18 protein-coding genes are annotated in these 17,337 nt (G+C 61.1%); 14 read left to right on the top strand and 4 right to left on the bottom strand.

Going from position 1 to position 17,337, the window contains the following annotated elements:
- Positions 1–37 precede the first annotated feature (37 nt).
- From ACF8MC_RS09600 to ACF8MC_RS09590, 3 genes are read left to right on the top strand one after another with little or no spacing between them, the layout of a single operon-like run.
- On the top strand, positions 38–652 hold the full coding sequence (locus ACF8MC_RS09600; RefSeq protein ID WP_060387315.1) for a methylthioribulose 1-phosphate dehydratase: 615 nt from the start codon (positions 38–40) through the stop codon (positions 650–652).
- Positions 649–1,338, top strand: a complete 690-nt coding sequence (gene mtnC / locus ACF8MC_RS09595; protein WP_164105758.1) for an acireductone synthase — start codon at positions 649–651, stop codon at positions 1,336–1,338. The genes ACF8MC_RS09600 and mtnC overlap by 4 nt, the downstream gene beginning before the upstream one ends.
- Entirely contained in the window at positions 1,335–1,877 is a 543-nt protein-coding gene (locus ACF8MC_RS09590; protein ID WP_015376726.1) for an acireductone dioxygenase, read from the top strand. The genes mtnC and ACF8MC_RS09590 overlap by 4 nt, the downstream gene beginning before the upstream one ends.
- Positions 1,878–1,894: 17 nt before the next feature.
- Here ACF8MC_RS09590 and mtnA read toward each other — a convergent pair whose 3' ends face one another.
- Entirely contained in the window at positions 1,895–2,923 is a 1,029-nt protein-coding gene (gene mtnA / locus ACF8MC_RS09585) for an S-methyl-5-thioribose-1-phosphate isomerase (RefSeq protein WP_164105759.1), read from the bottom strand.
- A 146-nt stretch (positions 2,924–3,069) separates the two neighbouring features.
- On the opposite strand from mtnA, the gene mtnK reads away from it, so the two are divergent.
- Entirely contained in the window at positions 3,070–4,269 is a 1,200-nt protein-coding gene (mtnK, locus tag ACF8MC_RS09580) for an S-methyl-5-thioribose kinase (RefSeq protein WP_074027412.1), read from the top strand.
- A gap of 73 nt (positions 4,270–4,342) precedes the next feature.
- On the opposite strand, the gene ACF8MC_RS09575 is transcribed toward mtnK, so the two are convergent.
- Positions 4,343–4,495, bottom strand: coding sequence for a Hok/Gef family protein (locus ACF8MC_RS09575; protein WP_004930217.1), 153 nt, complete (start codon positions 4,493–4,495; stop codon positions 4,343–4,345).
- A gap of 284 nt (positions 4,496–4,779) precedes the next feature.
- Complete coding sequence (gene fadE, locus ACF8MC_RS09570) at positions 4,780–7,236, bottom strand: acyl-CoA dehydrogenase FadE (RefSeq protein WP_164105760.1); 2,457 nt, start codon at positions 7,234–7,236, stop codon at positions 4,780–4,782.
- A gap of 246 nt (positions 7,237–7,482) precedes the next feature.
- Here fadE and lpcA point away from each other — a divergent pair, with 246 nt between their 5' ends.
- Both lpcA and ACF8MC_RS09560 read left to right on the top strand, forming a co-directional pair.
- Complete coding sequence (gene lpcA, locus ACF8MC_RS09565) at positions 7,483–8,064, top strand: D-sedoheptulose 7-phosphate isomerase (protein WP_004930220.1); 582 nt, start codon at positions 7,483–7,485, stop codon at positions 8,062–8,064.
- A 97-nt stretch (positions 8,065–8,161) separates the two neighbouring features.
- A complete protein-coding gene (locus tag ACF8MC_RS09560) occupies positions 8,162–8,965 on the top strand; it encodes a class II glutamine amidotransferase (RefSeq protein ID WP_019454310.1) in 804 nt (267 codons plus the stop codon).
- Here the strand turns inward: ACF8MC_RS09560 and dpaA are convergent.
- Entirely contained in the window at positions 8,900–9,670 is a 771-nt protein-coding gene (gene dpaA, locus ACF8MC_RS09555) for a peptidoglycan meso-diaminopimelic acid protein amidase (protein WP_033637205.1), read from the bottom strand. The two genes, ACF8MC_RS09560 and dpaA, sit on opposite strands and share 66 nt — an antisense overlap.
- 552 nt (positions 9,671–10,222) lie before the next feature.
- On the opposite strand from dpaA, the gene ACF8MC_RS09550 reads away from it, so the two are divergent.
- From ACF8MC_RS09550 to nqrM, 8 genes are read left to right on the top strand one after another with little or no spacing between them, the layout of a single operon-like run.
- Positions 10,223–11,572, top strand: a complete 1,350-nt coding sequence (locus ACF8MC_RS09550; protein WP_039567060.1) for a Na(+)-translocating NADH-quinone reductase subunit A — start codon at positions 10,223–10,225, stop codon at positions 11,570–11,572.
- A 3-nt stretch (positions 11,573–11,575) separates the two neighbouring features.
- Entirely contained in the window at positions 11,576–12,817 is a 1,242-nt protein-coding gene (locus tag ACF8MC_RS09545) for an NADH:ubiquinone reductase (Na(+)-transporting) subunit B (RefSeq protein ID WP_033637208.1), read from the top strand.
- On the top strand, positions 12,807–13,598 hold the full coding sequence (locus ACF8MC_RS09540) for a Na(+)-translocating NADH-quinone reductase subunit C (RefSeq protein WP_049196495.1): 792 nt from the start codon (positions 12,807–12,809) through the stop codon (positions 13,596–13,598). Before ACF8MC_RS09545 ends, ACF8MC_RS09540 begins: the two co-directional genes overlap by 11 nt.
- A complete protein-coding gene (locus ACF8MC_RS09535; protein ID WP_033653338.1) occupies positions 13,591–14,220 on the top strand; it encodes an NADH:ubiquinone reductase (Na(+)-transporting) subunit D in 630 nt (209 codons plus the stop codon). The genes ACF8MC_RS09540 and ACF8MC_RS09535 overlap by 8 nt, the downstream gene beginning before the upstream one ends.
- 6 nt (positions 14,221–14,226) lie before the next feature.
- Positions 14,227–14,823, top strand: a complete 597-nt coding sequence (gene nqrE / locus ACF8MC_RS09530; RefSeq protein ID WP_004930235.1) for an NADH:ubiquinone reductase (Na(+)-transporting) subunit E — start codon at positions 14,227–14,229, stop codon at positions 14,821–14,823.
- Positions 14,824–14,838: 15 nt separating this feature from the next.
- Complete coding sequence (gene nqrF, locus ACF8MC_RS09525) at positions 14,839–16,062, top strand: NADH:ubiquinone reductase (Na(+)-transporting) subunit F (RefSeq protein ID WP_033637209.1); 1,224 nt, start codon at positions 14,839–14,841, stop codon at positions 16,060–16,062.
- Positions 16,063–17,094 (top strand): FAD:protein FMN transferase, encoded by a 1,032-nt coding sequence (locus ACF8MC_RS09520; RefSeq protein WP_047569185.1) that lies wholly within the window; start codon positions 16,063–16,065, stop codon positions 17,092–17,094. It begins immediately after the preceding gene.
- Between the two features lie 7 nt (positions 17,095–17,101).
- Positions 17,102–17,329 (top strand): (Na+)-NQR maturation NqrM, encoded by a 228-nt coding sequence (nqrM, locus tag ACF8MC_RS09515; RefSeq protein ID WP_004930244.1) that lies wholly within the window; start codon positions 17,102–17,104, stop codon positions 17,327–17,329.
- The last annotated feature ends 8 nt before the right edge of the window (positions 17,330–17,337 follow it).

Genomic DNA, 17,337 nt, shown 5'->3' with positions numbered 1-17,337 from the left:
ATCTGCCGGCCGCCTTACCGAACGGGAAACGATAATAATGACGGAGAATCCGCAACTTACCGCATTGCTGGCGGCCTGCCACTGGATTGGCGACAAAGGCTGGTGCCCGGCGACCGGCGGCAACATGTCGCTGCGCCTGGACGAACGTCAGTGCCTGGTCACCGAGTCCGGCAAAGACAAGGGCAGCCTGAGCGCCGCCGATTTTCTGCGGGTGGATATTGCCGACAATCATGTGCCGAGCGGCCGCACGCCGTCGGCGGAGACCGGGCTGCATACGCTGCTCTATCGCCTGTCTGCGCATATCGGCGCGGTGCTGCATACCCATTCCGTCAACGCTACCGTCCTGTCGCGGGTGGAACGCGGCGATGCGCTGGTGCTGCAGGGGTACGAAATGCAGAAGTCGCTGGCCGGCCAGCGCAGCCACCTGGACCGCGTGGCGATCCCCATATTCGACAACGATCAGGATATCCCTCGGCTGGCGGCGCGCGTGGCGGCCTATGCCGAGGCCACGCCGCTGCAATACGGCTTTCTGGTGCGCGGCCACGGTCTGTATTGCTGGGGAAGCCAGGTGGCGGAAGCTCGCCGCCATCTTGAAGGGCTGGAATTCTTGTTCCAGTGTGAACTGCAACGCCGCTTACTGGAGGCGAAATGATCCGCGCTATCGTGACTGATATTGAAGGCACCACCAGCGATATTCGCTTCGTGCATCAGGTACTGTTTCCTTACGCCCGCGAACGGCTGGCGGATTTTGTGCGCCGCCATGCCGCTGAGAGCGAAGTCGCCGCACCGCTGGCGGCGCTGCGCGCTGAAATTGGCCAACCGCAGGCCGATCTCGACGTGCTGATCGCCGCGCTGTACCGCTTTATGGATGAAGACCGCAAATCCACCGCACTCAAGGCGCTGCAGGGCATCATCTGGCGCAGCGGCTACCGCGAGGGTGATTTCCGCGGGCATCTGTATCCGGAAGTCGCCGGGCAGTTGGCCGCCTGGCAGCGGCAAGGGGTGAAGCTCTACGTCTATTCCTCCGGTTCGGTGGAGGCGCAGAAGCTGCTGTTCGGCTACAGCGACGCGGGCGATCTGCAGCCGCTGTTCAGCGGCTATTTCGATACGCACGTCGGCGCCAAGCGTGAAACCGCGTCGTACCGCAACATCGCGCAGGCTATCGGCATCGCGCCCGACGAGCTGCTGTTTTTGTCCGACATCCGCCAGGAGCTGGATGCGGCGCAGGCCGCCGGCTGGCATACCTGCCAGCTGATCCGCGATGAGGCGGACGTGCAGAGCCGACATCCGCAGGTTAACCGTTTTGATCGTATCGATTTAGGGGAGTTCGTCTCATGAGTGGATTGACCATTTTCAGCGATACAGCACCGCAGCAACCGCTGTGGCAGAGCCGTGATGCGCAGGAGATCCAGCGGCAGTTGGCGCAGATCGGCGTGCGCTTTGAGCGCTGGCAGGCGGATCGCGAGCTGGGCGACAATCCGCAGCCGGAGGCGGTGATCGCGGCCTACCAGCATGAGATCGACCGGCTGGTGGCGGAAAAGGGTTACCAGAGCTGGGACGTGATCAGCATGCGGCCGGACCATGAGCAGCGCCAGGCGCTGCGTGAAAAATTCCTGTCCGAACATACGCACGGCGAAGATGAAGTGCGCTTTTTCGTCGAGGGCGCAGGGCTGTTTTGCCTGCATCTGGACGGCAAGATCTTCCAGATCCTGTGTGAAAAGAACGATCTGATCTCGGTGCCGGCCAACACCCGGCACTGGTTCGATATGGGCTCGGCCCCGCATTTCACCGCGATCCGGGTGTTCGACAACCCGGAAGGCTGGGTGGCGCATTTCACCGGCGACAAGATCGCCGATGCTTATCCGCGTTTGGACTGAGTGCCGATGGGCGGGCGTTAACCCAACGCCCGCTGGAAAATCCCCGCTTCAACCTGCTGCGGCGTAATCACGCCGCTGTCGAATATCCATCCGCTGATGAGCTTCGCCGGCGTGACGTCGAACGCCGGATTGTAGACCGGCGCATCGTTCGGCGCCCACTGGCAGGCGCCGAAGCTACCTGAAACGCCGGTGACTTCGGCCGCCGCGCGCTGCTCGATCGGGATGGCTGCGCCGTCCGGGCAGTGCGGATCGTGAGTGGTGTGCGGGGCGGCCACGTAGAACGGGATGCCGTGATAGTGCGCCAGCACCGCCAGGCTGTAGGTGCCAATCTTGTTGGCAACGTCGCCGTTGGCGGCGATGCGATCCGCGCCGACCCATACTGCATCGACCTGGCTCTGCGCCATCAGGCTGGCGGCCATCGAATCGCAGATCAGGCGATAGGGAATGCCCAGCTCGCCCAATTCCCAGGCGGTCAGACGGCCGCCCTGCAGCAGCGGCCGGGTTTCATCGACCCATACCTGTTGCACTTTGCCCTGCCGGTGGGCGCGCAGCAGCACGCCGATGGCGGTGCCGACGCCGGCGGTGGCCAATCCGCCGGTATTGCAGTGGGTCAGCAGGCGGCTGCCGGGCTTGACCAGCCCAGCGCCGTGATCGGCGATGCGATCGCACAATCGGCGATCCTCTTCCACCAACCGCAGCGCTTCGTTCACCATCGCCGGCGCCCAGTCAGGCTCCGCCAGCGCCAGCTTCATGCGATCCAGATTATTCATCAGGTTGACCGCCGTCGGGCGAGCGGCACGCAGCGTGTGCAGCGCCTGTTCCAGCTCGGCGCGCGGCAGACCGCGTTCCGCCAGCAGCGCCAACAGCAGGCTGGCGGACAGCCCGATCAGCGGCGCGCCGCGCACCCGCAGGCTGTGAATGTGCCCGACCAATTCCTCCACGCTGTCGCAGGCGCGCCACCGCTTTTCCTGCGGCAGGGCTTGCTGATCGAGGATCCAAAGGCGGTTGTCCTGCAGGGTCAAGCTGGTGGTGTTAAGCGCTTGCATCGGCGGTTAATTCCTTGTTGCGTGGTTATTGCATCTGAAACGCTATTCTGCCAACATGACTTCCAGATGTATAGACGTCCAAATGCTTTTACGTCTAAATAAACAGAATCGCTGGGGTCAGTGAGAGAGAACAGAGGGGTTGGGGAATGTCGCTTTATCGTACGTTTACGGCTGCCGATGCCGTTGAATATGCCCGCCAATACGGGCAGGTGGCCGATCCGCAGGCGCTGGTGAGCGCCGACGAGATCGGTGACGGCAACCTGAACCTGGTGTTCAAGATCCGCGATCGCGAAGGCGTGAGCCGGGTGATCGTCAAACAGGCGCTGCCCTACGTGCGCTGCGTGGGCGAATCCTGGCCGCTGACGCTGGATCGGGCGCGCATCGAAGCGGAAACGCTGCGGGTTCACGGCGGTTTCTGCCCGCGGCATACGGTAAAAGTCTTGCATCACGATCCCGAATTGGCGGTAATGGTGCAGGAAGATCTCTCCGATCATCGCATCTGGCGCAGTGAGCTGGTGCAGGGCAACTATCACCCGCTGGCGGCCGGGCAGTTGGCGGAATACCTGGCGCAGACGCTGTTCCACACCTCCGATTTTTATCAGTCGGCGCAGCAGAAGAAGGCGGAGGTCAGACGTTTCACTAACCCCGAACTGTGCCAGATCACCGAAGACCTGTTCTTTACCGATCCCTATATCGACCATGAGCGCAATCAGTTCGAGGTGGCGCTGTTGCCGCAGGTGCAGGCGCTGCGCGAGGATGCGCCGCTGAAGCTGGCGGTCGCCGGCCTGAAACATCGCTTTCTCAGCAAGGCGGAGGCGCTGTTGCACGGCGATATTCACAGCGGTTCGATCTTCGTGGCGGAAGGCCGGTTGAAAGCGATCGACGCCGAATTCGGCTTCTACGGCCCGATCGGTTTCGATATCGGTACTGCGTTAGGCAACCTGCTGCTCAACTATTGCGGGCTGCCGGGGCTGTTCGGGCCGCGCGACGCCGCCGCCGGGCGCGAGCAGCGCCTGCAGGATGTGCGCGAGCTGTGGCTGATCTTCGCCGATCGCTTTTTGGCTTTGTGCCATCAGCAAAGCCGGGATGCGGCGCTGGCGACGCCGGGTTACGCCGAGCTGTTCCTGCAACAGGTCTGGACCGATGCGGTCGGGTACTGCGGCACCGAACTGATTCGGCGCACCATCGGCCTGGCGCACGTCGCCGATCTGGACAGCATCGCCAACGCTGATATGCGCCTCGACTGTCAGCGCCATGCGCTGGGATTGGGGCGCACGCTGATCGTCAATGCGCCGCAGATCGAGCATATTGACGCCCTGTTGGCGCGCATTCGTCAGCAGGGCTAAAAAGGCGGATGCTCGTGGATCTTGCCTGACACCATCAGCCAACGGGCGGGGCGAACCCCGCCGTTGGGTTGCCTTACCGTTCGGATTCGTAAGCCAAAGTGGCCGCAACCTCCGAGTCTCCCAGCCTGATGCGCAGTTCGCACAGCGAACCGCGGGTTAGCCAGATGAACGCGATCAGCGTCATACAGACGATCACCAGTTTAAGTACGACCCGTTTTTGCTGCATTTTTGACCTCCCTATCCTTGCCTTGCGGCGGGTAAGAGGCTAACCTGATGTTGTTGGGCATCAGAGTGGCCTCGGGTTGATAATATCGACTCGGGGCCTTTCTCTTTCTCTCCTTTGCCAAGGCTCCGGACAGAAAGATCCAGAGCACCCGTCGCGCAGTCTACTCGAACTTCCTTCCCGTGAAATCCGCCGTTGCGCCAACCTGCGGCGCGGTGCGCAGTTTGTCATGAAAGCAAAAGAAAAAGGGGCGATGATGATCGCCCCTTGGATGCGTGAAGTGAACGTTAAGCCGCTTCGGTTTGCTGTTGGCGCTTAGACTGCGCCGCCGGCTTTTCCGGCTTGGCGGCCGCCAGCGCATCCGGCGCAAAGTCGTCCACGTTGATGGAGCGCAGGCGGCTCTCTTCGGCTTTCACCAGGATCTTCGCCTCGTCGGCGCTGATCTTGCCTTCTTCCAGCGCGCGCTCCGCCAAACGATCCAGACGGGTGAACGGCAGGTTTTTGCCGGCCGCCTTGCACAGACGCTCGTGAATCGGCTCGGCGGCCATCACGTCGGCCAGCGCCGCTTCCAGCAGGCCGATTGGGTTATGCTCGCTCGGCGTCAGGTACTGACCGCGCCCCAGACGGCTGCGGGTGGCGGAAGGCACCTGCAGGATCTTGGCCAACTGGTGATCCAGACGGTCGGACGGTGCGGTATGCACGCGGCCAAACGGGAAGACCACGAAGCGCAGCGCGCCGGCGATAAAGCTGTTCGGGAAGTTGCGCAGCAGATCATCCAGCGCCTGTTCGGCTTTATGCAGGCTGTCTTGCACGCCCCAATGCACCAGCGGCAGATCTTCTTTCTGACGGCCTTCGTCGTCAAAGCGTTTCAGCACGGCGGAAGCCAAATACATCTGGCTGAGGATGTCCCCCAGGCGAGCGGAGATGCGCTCGCGGCGCTTCAGGCTGCCGCCCAGCACGCCCATGGAAACGTCCGACAGCAACGCCAGGTTGGCGCTCAGGCGGTTCAACTGCTGATAGTAACGACGGGTCGCGTCCTTGGTCGGCGTGGCGCTGGTGCGGCCGTTGGTCAGGCCCAGCCAGAAGCTGCGTACCTTGTTGCTGCCGACGTGGCCCAGATGGCCGAACAGCGATTTATCGAAGGCGTTCAGATCGTTGTTCTGCGCCGCCGCCATTTCATCCAGCACATAAGGATGGCAGCGGATCGCGCCCTGGCCGAAGATCATCATGGTGCGGGTCAGGATGTTCGCGCCTTCCACCGTGATGGCGATCGGTGCGCCCTGATAGGCGCGAGCCAGGAAGTTGGATTCGCCCAGCATGATGCCTTTACCGCCGGCGATGTCCATGGCGTCAACGATCGACTGCTGGCCGCGGTGCGTACAGTGGTATTTGACGATGGCCGACAGCACGGCCGGCTTCTCGCCCTGCACCAGCGCATAGGTGATCAGCGAAGCGGCGGCGTCCATCACATAGGTGTTGCCGGCGATGCGCGCCAACGGCTCTTCGATGCCTTCCATCTTGCCGATGGAGATCTTGAACTGACGGCGAATGTGCGCGTAGGCGCCGGTCGCCAGGGCGATGGATTTCAGGCTGCCGGTAGAGTTGGACGGCAGGGTGATGCCGCGACCTACCGACAGACACTCAACCAGCATCCGCCAGCCCTGGCCGGCCATTTTCGGGCCGCCGATAATGTAATCGATCGGGACGAACACGTCGGTGCCGCGGGTCGGGCCGTTCTGGAACGGCACGTTCAGCGGGAAGTGGCGGTTGCCGATTTCCACGCCCGGCGTGCTGGTCGGGATCAGCGCGCAGGTGATGCCCGGGGATTCGTTGTCGCTCAGCAGGCGGTTCGGGTCATGCAGTTTGAACGCCAGGCCCAGTACGGTGGCGACCGGCGCCAGCGTGATGTAGCGCTTGTTCCAGGTCAGGCGCATGCCCAGCACCTGCTTGCCTTGCCAGTCGCCCATGCACACGGTGCCCACGTCCGGAATGGCGCCGGCATCGGAACCCGCTTCCGGGCTGGTCAGCGCGAAGCAAGGGATCTCGTCGCCGCGCGCCAGGCCCGGCAGATAGTGGTTTTTCTGTTCTTCGGTACCGTAGTGCTGCAGCAGTTCGCCCGGGCCGAGGGAGTTCGGCACGCCGACGGTGATCGCCAGGATGCCGGAAACGCCGGCCAGTTTTTGCAGCACCATCGCCTGAGCGTAAGGAGAGAATTCCAGACCGCCGTACTCTTTCTTGATGATCATCGCGAAGAAACGGTGTTCTTTCAGGTATGCCCAGAGTTCAGGCGGCAGATCGGCCAGTTCGTGGGTGATCTGGAAGTCGTTGGCCATGCGGCAGGCTTCTTCCACCGGGCCGTCGATAAACGCCTGCTCTTCTTCCGTCAGGCGCGGTTTCGGGTAGCTGTGCAGCTTGTTCCAGTCCGGCGCGCCGCGGAACAGATCGCCTTCCCACCAGGTGGTGCCGGCGTCGATCGCTTCCTTCTCGGTGGTGGACATCGGCGGCATCACTTTGCGGAAGGCGCGCAGCGCCGGCGCGGAGAGCAGGGAACGGCGCACAGAGGAAAGGTTCAGCGGCAGCAGCACGATAGCCAGCGGCAGCAACAGCCAGAAGCTCCACAGGCCGATAGCGCCCATGGCGGCGGTGTACGCCACCAGGATCAGGCTGCTGAGGGTAAGGTTCACTCGGTGGTAGAACACCACGCCGAGGAGAGCCAGGAAAACGACGATACTAAGAACCATCATAAGAAGCTCCGAAGTAGTAAGAGGTCTGACCTGTTGTGTGTATGTAATAGGTTTTAGTACAAGGCAGAATTTTTATCAATGCGTTTACAGTTTAATTACAACTCAGGTCACAAACTGACAGCACCAATCATCAAAAACCTCTCCGCTTCCTTAACCGGCGCGCTGTTTGGCTGAGAATGCTTCTCGCTGTTTCCGCGATCCGGTACACTGCGGAGCGGAAGATTTGACGATAACAAGAGGTTCCTCATGTACCACGACCTTATTCGCAGTGAACTGAACGAAGCGGCTGATACCCTGGCGAAATTTATCAATGACGACGCCAACATCGACGCCATCCAACGCGCCGCGGTGCTGCTGGCGGATTCCTTCAAAGCCGGCGGTAAAGTGATTTCCTGCGGCAACGGCGGTTCCCATTGCGACGCGATGCACTTCGCCGAAGAGCTGACCGGCCGCTACCGTGAAAACCGCCCGGGCTACCCGGCGATTGCCATCTCGGACGTGAGCCACCTGTCCTGCGTCAGCAACGACTTCGGCTATGAGTACGTGTTCTCTCGCTATGTGGAAGCGGTAGGCCGCGAAGGCGACGTGCTGCTGGGCATTTCCACCTCCGGCAATTCCGGCAACATCATCAAGGCCATCGACGCGGCGCGCGCCAAGGGGATGAAAGTGATCACCCTGACCGGCAAGGACGGCGGCAAGATGGCGGGTTCCGCCGATGTGGAAATTCGCGTGCCGCACTTCGGCTACGCCGACCGCATTCAGGAAATCCACATTAAAGCGATTCACATCTTGATTCAGCTGATCGAAAAAGAGATGGTTAAGGCTTGATAGCCTGCGGGGAGCTGCGGCTCCCCATGAATAAGACGGCGGGCGCCGCATGCTGCGCCCGTACTGCCTGTGTCAGTGTGGTTAAGGAGTGCTGGCGATGTGTGAACTGCTCGGGATGAGCGCAAACGTACCGACCGATATCTGCTTCAGCTTTACCGGCCTGGTACAGCGCGGCGGCCGCACCGGGCCGCATAAGGATGGCTGGGGCATTACCTTCTATGAAGGGAACGGTTGCCGCACATTCAAGGATCCGCAGCCGAGCTTCAACTCGCCGATCGCCCGCCTGGTGCAGGACTATCCGATCAAGTCCTGCGCGGTGGTGTCCCATATTCGCCAGGCCAATCGCGGCGAGGTGGCGCTGGAAAACACCCACCCGTTCACCCGCGAACTGTGGGGCCGCAACTGGACCTACGCGCACAACGGCCAATTGAAAGGCTATCGTCAGCTGGATACCGGCACGTTTCGCCCGGTCGGCCAGACCGACAGCGAATACGCGTTCTGCTGGCTGCTGCATCAGCTGGCGCTGAAATACCCGCGCACCCCGAGCCAATGGCCGGCGGTTTTCCGCTATATCGGCCTGTTGGCGAGCCAGCTGCGCAAGAAGGGGGTGTTCAACATGCTGTTGTCGGACGGGCGCTTCGTGATGGCCTATTGTTCCACCAACCTGTATTGGATCACGCGCCGCGCGCCGTTCGGCAAGGCGACGCTGCTCGATCAGGACGTGGAAATCGATTTTCAGCAGCAGACCACACCGAACGATGTGGTCACGGTGATCGCCACCCAACCGCTGACCGCCAACGAAACCTGGCACAAGATTGAGCCAGGCGAGTTCGCGTTATTTCACTTCGGTGAGCGGCTTGTTCTGAGCGAAGGGATTGGTGTTGGGCGTCGGGCTGGCTGACGCGTACTGCGTCATCATGCCGCCGCTGCTCATCAACGGTTGACCCAAGACGTACTGGCCATTGACCACGCCCATTGTCGGCGGCTGGTGGTTCTTCGCGAAGTAATCGTAGCCCGGCTTCAGCTGGCGCCAGAAGGCGATATAGCTGGATGACGCATGGCGCTTGAGGTTTTGCTCGGTCATGCGGAACGGGTAAATGCTGATGTTGACGCGGCTTTGGCCATAGGCGAAGGCGGCTTCGACGTAGCGATAGATCTCGTCCATATAGGTGTTGGTCATCGCGTAACAGCCAATCGATTTACATTCGCCGTGGATCATCAGATAAGCGCCGGAATAGCCCTGCGACTTATCGTAATCATTAGGGAAACCGATATTGATCGCCCGATAATACTTGCTGTCGGGTTTCAGATGGCGCGCGTCAACGCTATAAAAGCCTTCCGGACTTTTAAAGTCGCCTTCACGGCGTTTAGGACCCAGCCCGCCGGAGAAATTACAGATCGGGAACGTGTTGACCAGGCGGAATTCATTGCCCATTTTGGCATACAATTCCAGCTTGCGTTCCTCTTTGAAGATCTGAATATAGACCGGCGAACCCAATAATTGCTGTTTAACTACCGGCGCTTCGGGTACCTGCTCGCTGGCGCTGCAGGCCGTGATCATCGGCATAGAAACAAGCATCGCAAACAACAGCGCGATTTTGCTCATTATTATTCCTGCTTATATTTATTTGCCGGCGCAATGACGTTGGTCGGCATGCCACTGATATTGTTTTTACTGCTGCAAAACACCGCCAGATTACCAGCGCGTTTATTTTTAGCAATACGTGATATGTATAAAAAAACGACAAAGCTCGATAAAAGTGAAATGACCTGCAGATTTTAACGATAAGTAGTGAAAAACAGGCGAAATTTAATTGCGTTTGCTTGACCCAAGTCACGACGGAACGCAGAACAATGTTGCGAACAATGTTAATATTCCCCCTTCAATTTAACGCGCTGTGGCGATTGAAGCGGCAGGAGTTATGGCATATAACCCGGCCATTTTGATGGTTATTTGGCTACAGGCCGTTAACATATCGACCGTCGCGCTAACAACGGAAAGGGGGAATCAAGGGAATGCGCGTTACCCCAGTTTTTCACTGCGAGAAAGTTCATGTTGGGCGTGCCGTCATGCGCACTGCCCGGCAATCCTGGCATCGTCAGCACCCGCCTCTGGGGCCGGGCAGACGTGTAAACCAAACTACATCGTATAAATCCTATGATTAAGATCAGAAAAGGGTTAGATCTGCCGATAGCCGGAGCCCCGGTTCAGGCGATCCAAGACGGCCCGAACATTCAGCATGTTGCCCTGCTTGGGGAAGAGTATGTCGGAATGCGTCCCTCCATGCTGGTGCAGGAAGGCGATACCGTTAAGAAAGGCCAGGCGTTGTTCGAAGATAAGAAAAACCCCGGGGTTTTCTTCACGGCTCCCGCCAGCGGCCGCATCGCCGCGATTAACCGCGGCGAGCGGCGCGTATTGCAATCGGTGGTGATTGCGCTGGAAAACGGCGGCGATGACCAGCTCGAGTTTGCGCATTACCCGCTGGGTGAACTGGCCCAGTTGCCGCGCGAACAGGTCGAGAGCGAACTGATCGCCAGCGGCCTGTGGACCGCGCTGCGCACCCGCCCGTTCAGCAAAACGCCGAGCCCCGGCAGCGAACCGCGCGCCATTTTCGTCACCGCGATGGATACCCGGCCGTTGGCCGCCGATCCGCAGGTGATCATCGCCGAACAGCAGGCGGCGTTCAACGCCGGGCTGGTGGTGTTGGCGCGCCTGACGGCGGGCAAGGTGCACGTATGCCACGCCGCCGGCGCCTCCGTTGGCCAGCAGAGCGGCCCGCAGATCGCCTACAGCGAATTTGCCGGCCCGCATCCCGCCGGGCTGGTGGGCACCCACATTCACTTCCTCGAACCGGTCAGCCTGAAGAAAACCGTTTGGCACATCGGCTATCAGGACGTCATCGCCATCGGCACGCTGTTTACCACCGGTCAGCTCGATACCCGCCGGGTCGTGGCGCTGGCCGGGCCGCAGGTGGCGCAGCCGGCGCTGCTGCGCACCCGCCTGGGGGCCAGCCTCGATGAGCTGACCGCCGGCCGCCTGAAAAACGGCGAGAATCGGGTGATCTCAGGTTCGGTGCTGAACGGCATGCACGCCACTGGGCCGAACGCCTGGCTCGGCCGCTTCCACTCGCAGGTGTCGGTGCTGGAAGAAGGGCGCGACAAAGAGCTGTTCGGTTGGATCGTGCCTTCGCCGAACAAGTTCTCCATTACCCGCACCACGCTGGGCCACTTCCTGAAGAACAAACTGTTCGCCTTCTCGACCACCACTAATGGCGGCGAACGCGCCATGGTGCCGATCGGCAACTACGAGCGGGTGATGCCGCTGGATATTTTGCCGACGCTGCTGCTGCGCGATCTGCTGGCGGGCGACAGCGACAGCGCGCAGGCGCTGGGCTGTCTGGAGCTGGACGAGGAAGATCTGGCGCTGTGCACCTTCGTTTGCCCCGGCAAGTATGAGTACGCGCCGGTGCTGCGCGAGGTGCTGACCAAGATTGAGCAGGAAGGATAACCGATGGGCCTGAAGAATTATTTTGAGAAGATAGAGCATCACTTCACGCCGGGCGGCAAACTGGAAAAGTGGTACCCGCTGTATGAAGCGACTACCACGGTGTTTTACACCCCCGGCACGGTGACGCGCGGCGCTTCGCACGTGCGCGACGCCATCGATTTGAAACGCATGATGATCCTGGTGTGGCTGGCGGTGTTCCCGGCGATGTTCTGGGGCATGTACAACGTCGGCCAACAGGCGATCCCGGCGCTGCACCATCTGTACAGCGGCGACGAGCTGCAACAGGTGCTGGCGGGCGACTGGCATTATCGCCTGGCGCAGTGGCTCGGCGCCTCGCTGGCGGCCGACGCCGGCTGGGTCAGCAAGATGGTGCTGGGCGCCTGTTACTTCCTGCCGATCTACGCCGTGGTGTTTGTCGTCGGCGGCTTCTGGGAAGTGCTGTTCGCCATTATCCGCAAGCATGAGGTCAACGAAGGCTTCTTCGTCACCTCTATCCTGTTCGCGCTGATCGTGCCGCCGACCCTGCCGCTGTGGCAGGCCGCGCTGGGTATCACCTTCGGCGTGGTGGTGGCCAAAGAGATCTTCGGCGGCACCGGGCGCAACTTCCTCAACCCGGCGTTGGCCGGCCGCGCCTTCCTGTTCTTCGCCTACCCGGCGCAGATCTCCGGCGATCTGGTGTGGACTTCCGCGGACGGTTTCTCCGGCGCGACGCCGCTGGCGCAGTGGAGCGCAGGCGGGGCGCACAGCCTGAGCAACGTGGCCACCGGCCAGTCCATCAGTTGGATGGACGCCTTCCTCGGCAACATTCCCGGCTCCGTCGGTGAAGTCTCCACGCTGATGATCCTGATCGGCGGAGCGATTATCCTGTTCGGCCGCGTGGCCTCCTGGCGCATCGTCGCCGGCGTGATGCTCGGCATGGTGGCTTCCGCCCTGTTGTTCAACGCCATCGGTTCCGATACCAACCCGATGTTCGCCATGCCGTGGTACTGGCATCTGGTGCTGGGCGGTTTTGCCTTCGGCATGATCTTTATGGCGACCGACCCGGTTTCCGCCTCCTTCACCAACAAGGGGAAATGGTGGTACGGCATTCTGATCGGCGTGATGTGCGTGCTGATCCGGGTGGTCAACCCCGCCTATCCGGAAGGCATGATGCTGGCGATCCTGTTCGCCAACCTGTTCGCACCGCTGTTCGATTATCTGGTGGTGCAGGCCAACATCAAGCGGAGAAAAGCCCGTGGCGAATGAAGCGAAAAACGACGGCATCGGTAAAACGCTGCTGGTAGTGCTGCTGCTGTGTCTGGTGTGTTCAGTGGTGGTGGCGGGCTCCGCCGTCGGCCTGAAGTCCAAACAGCAGGAGCAAAAGCTGCTCGACAAGCAGCGCAATATTCTCGATGTAGCCGGCCTGTTGCAGCCGAAAATGGAGAGCGAGCAGGTCAAGCGCCTGTACAGCGAGCGCATCGAACCGCGCCTGGTGGATCTCAACAGCGGCGAGTTTGTCGCCGGCAAGGCGGCGTTCGATCTGGGCGCCGCGCTGCGCGACGACGCCAAAAGCGTGGCGCTGGCGGCGGGCGACGATCCGGCCGGCATCAAGCGCCGCAGCAACCAGGCGGAAATCTACCTGGTGCGCGACGAAAGCGGCCAGGTGAACAAGATTGTGCTGCCGGTATACGGCACCGGTCTGTGGTCGATGATGTACGCCTTCGTGGCGTTGGATAACGACGGCAACACGGTCAAGGGCATCACCTACTACGACCAGGGGGAAACCCCGGGGCTGGGCGGCGAGGTCGAGAACCCGTCCTGGCGCCAGCAGTGGGTCGGCAAACAGCTGTTCGACGACAACGGCCAGCCGGCGATCCGCGTGGTGAAAGGCGGCGCGCGTCAGGGGGATGTGCATGGGGTGGACGGCCTGTCCGGCGCCACGCTGACCTCCAACGGCGTGCAGCATACGTTTGATTTCTGGTTGGGCGAGCACGGCTTCGGCCCGTTCCTGAAAAAAGTTCGTGAAGGAGCGCTGAAAAATGGCTGATTCCAAAGAGATAAAGCGGGTCCTGCTGGGGCCGCTGTTCGACAATAACCCGATCGCCCTGCAGGTGTTGGGCGTCTGTTCTGCGTTGGCGGTGACCACCAAGCTGGAGACGGCGGTAGTGATGACCATTGCGGTGACGCTGGTCACGGCGTTCTCCAGCTTCTTCATCTCGCTGATCCGTCACCATATTCCCAACAGCGTGCGCATCATCGTGCAGATGGCGATCATCGCCTCGCTGGTGATCGTGGTCGATCAGCTGCTGCGCGCCTACGCGTTCGAGATCTCCAAGCAGCTGTCGGTGTTCGTTGGACTCATTATCACCAACTGTATCGTGATGGGGCGCGCCGAGGCTTACGCCATGAAGTCGCCGCCGATCGAGAGCTTTATGGACGGCATCGGCAACGGGCTGGGCTACGGGGTGATCCTGGTGCTGGTCGGTTTCCTGCGCGAGCTGATTGGCTCCGGCAAGCTGTTCGGCGTCCCGGTGCTGGAAACGGTGCAGAACGGCGGCTGGTTCCAGCCGAACGGCCTGTTCCTGCTGGCGCCGAGCGCGTTCTTCATCATCGGCCTGCTGATCTGGGTGCTGCGCACCCTGAAGCCGGCGCAGATCGAAAAGGAGTAAAGGCCGATGGAACACTATATCAGCCTGTTTGTGCGCGCGGTGTTCGTCGAGAACATGGCGCTGGCGTTCTTCCTCGGGATGTGTACCTTCCTGGCGGTCTCGAAGAAGGTCTCGACCGCCTTTGGCCTGGGCATCGCGGTGACCATCGTGCTCGGCATTTCGGTGCCGGTGAACAACCTGGTCTACAACCTGATCCTGCGCGACGGCGCGCTGGTGGAAGGCGTCGATCTGAGCTTCCTCAACTTCATCACCTTCATCGGCGTGATCGCGGCGCTGGTGCAGATTTTGGAGATGATCCTCGATCGCTTCTTCCCGTCGCTGTATAACGCGCTCGGCATCTTCCTGCCGCTCATCACCGTGAACTGCGCCATCTTCGGCGGCGTGTCCTTCATGGTGCAGCGCGACTATAACTTCGCCGAATCGGTGGTGTACGGCTTCGGCTCCGGCACCGGCTGGATGCTGGCGATCGTCGCCATGGCGGGGATCCGCGAGAAACTCAAGTATGCCAACGTGCCGGCGGGGCTGCGCGGCCTGGGCATTACCTTTATCACCACCGGACTGATGGCGCTGGGCTTCATGTCCTTCTCCGGTGTTCAGTTGTAAAGGCGGGAAGAATTTATGGAAATTATTTTAGGCGTAGCAATGTTCACCACCATCGTGATGGTGCTGGTGTTGCTGATCCTGTTCGCCAAATCGAAGCTGGTGAACACCGGCGACATCGCGGTGGAGATCAACGGCGATCTGGATAAGAGCTTCCATGCGCCGGCGGGCGACAAGCTGCTCAACGTGCTCTCCAGCCAGGGGATCTTCGTCTCCTCGGCCTGCGGCGGCGGTGGTTCCTGCGGCCAGTGCCGGGTGGTGATCAAAGAGGGCGGCGGCGATATCCTGCCGACCGAGCTCTCGCACATCAACAAGCGCGAAGCGAAAGAGGGTTGCCGCCTGGCGTGCCAGGTGAACGTGAAGCAGAACCTGAAGATCGAGCTGCCGGAAGAGATCTTCGGCGTGAAGAAATGGGAGTGCGAGGTTATCTCCAACGATAACAAAGCCACCTTTATCAAAGAGCTGAAGCTGAAGATCCCGGATGGCGAAGACGTGCCGTTCCGCGCGGGCGGCTTCATCCAGATCGAAGCGCCGGCGCACGACATCAGCTACGCCGACTTCGACGTGCCGCAGGAGTATCGCGGCGACTGGGACAAGTTCAATCTGTTCCGCTACCGCTCGACGGTGAACGACACCACGGTGCGCGCCTACTCGATGGCCAACTACCCGGAAGAGAAGGGCATCATCATGCTCAACGTGCGTATCGCCACGCCGCCGCCGAACAACCCGGACGTGCCGCCGGGCATCATGTCTTCCTATATCTGGTCGCTGAAGGCGGGTGACAAGGTGACCATCTCCGGGCCGTTCGGTGAATTCTTCGCCAAGGAGACCGACGCCGAAATGATCTTCATCGGCGGCGGCGCGGGCATGGCGCCGATGCGTTCGCACATCTTCGATCAGCTCAAACGCCTGAACTCGAAGCGCAAGATCACTTTCTGGTACGGCGCGCGTTCGCTGCGCGAGATGTTCTATGAAGACGACTTCAACCAGCTGCAGGCGGAGAACGACAACTTCACCTGGCACGTGGCGCTGTCGGATCCGCAGCCGGAAGATAACTGGACCGGCTACACCGGCTTTATCCATAATGTTCTGCTGGAGAACTATCTGAGGAATCACCCGGCGCCGGAGGACTGCGAGTTTTACATGTGCGGGCCGCCGATGATGAACGCCGCGGTGATCAAGATGCTCAAAGATCTGGGCGTCGAAGACGAGAACATCATGCTGGATGACTTTGGTGGCTAAATGCGCGCATTGGCGATGAAGAACTGGCTGACGGGTGTGGCGCTGAGCGCCACCCTGCTGCTGACCGGCTGCGGGCCGGAACAGGTGGATCTGACGGGTAAAACCATGGGCACCTCGTATTCGATCCGTTACGTGGCCGGCGACGATACGCCGTCGGCGCGCGAGATGCAGGCGGAGATCGACAAACGGCTGGAACAGGTGAACGACCAGATGTCCACCTACCGGCCGGACTCCGAGCTGAGCCGCTTCAACGCCAGCCGCGATATTGACCGGCCGTTCCCGGTTTCGCCGGCGACCGCCAAGGTGGTGCGTGAAGCGCTGCGCATCAACCGCGTGACCGATGGCGCGCTGGACGTGACCGTCGGGCCGCTGGTCAACCTGTGGGGCTTTGGCCCGGAAGGGCGGCCGGATAAAGTGCCGAGCGAGGCGGAGCTGGCGCATCGCCGCGCCTGGACCGGCGCCGAAAAACTGTCGGTGCAGGGCAGCGCCCTGGTGAAAAGCATCCCCGAGCTGTATGTCGACCTGTCGTCGATCGCCAAAGGGTACGGCGTGGACGTGGTGGCGGAGTATCTGCAATCGCAACACGTGAAAGACTACATGGTGGATATCGGCGGCGAAGTCCGCACCCGCGGGCGCAATGGCGAGCAAAAGCCGTGGCGCATCGCCATCGAGCGCCCGACCGCCGGTACGCAGCAGCAGGCGCAGCTGGTGATCCAGCCGGGGGAGATGTCGATCGCCACCTCGGGTGACTATCGCAACTACTTCGAGCAGGACGGGGTGCGCTATTCGCATACCATCGATCCGATCACCGGCCGGCCGATCAACCACCGTTTGGTGTCGATCACCGTGCTGAGCCCGGCCTGCATGACCGCTGACGGCCTGTCCACCGGCCTGAACGTGATGGGGCCGGAGCGCGGCATGGCGTTGGCCAATCTGCTCGGCATTCCGGTGTTTATGATCGTGAAAACCGCCGACGGGTTTGAGGAGCGCTATTCCGACGCGTTCAAACCCTACCTGAAAAAGCGTTCGTGAGGTTGCTATGTTGACGGTATTCGCCGCCACCTTCGTGTTGTTCCTGCTGATCGTCGGCGGGATGTCGTTGGGTTACGTGTTCAAACGCAAAAGCCTGCAGGGCAGCTGCGGCGGCATCACCGCATTGGGGATGGAGAAAGTCTGCGACTGCCCGGAGCCTTGCGATGCGCGCAAAAAGCGCGAAGCCAAAGCGGCGCAGCGGCGCGAGCAGCTGGACAAGCACCGCATTCTGTAGCTGTAGCG

Source organism: Serratia sp. LACPHL-BACT-2024-00286, assembly GCF_043109535.1.
Classification (GTDB): Bacteria; Pseudomonadota; Gammaproteobacteria; order Enterobacterales; family Enterobacteriaceae; genus Serratia; species Serratia sarumanii.
The sequence above is the reverse complement of the archived record's forward strand: the minus strand, read 5'-3'. Positions and strand labels throughout refer to the sequence as shown.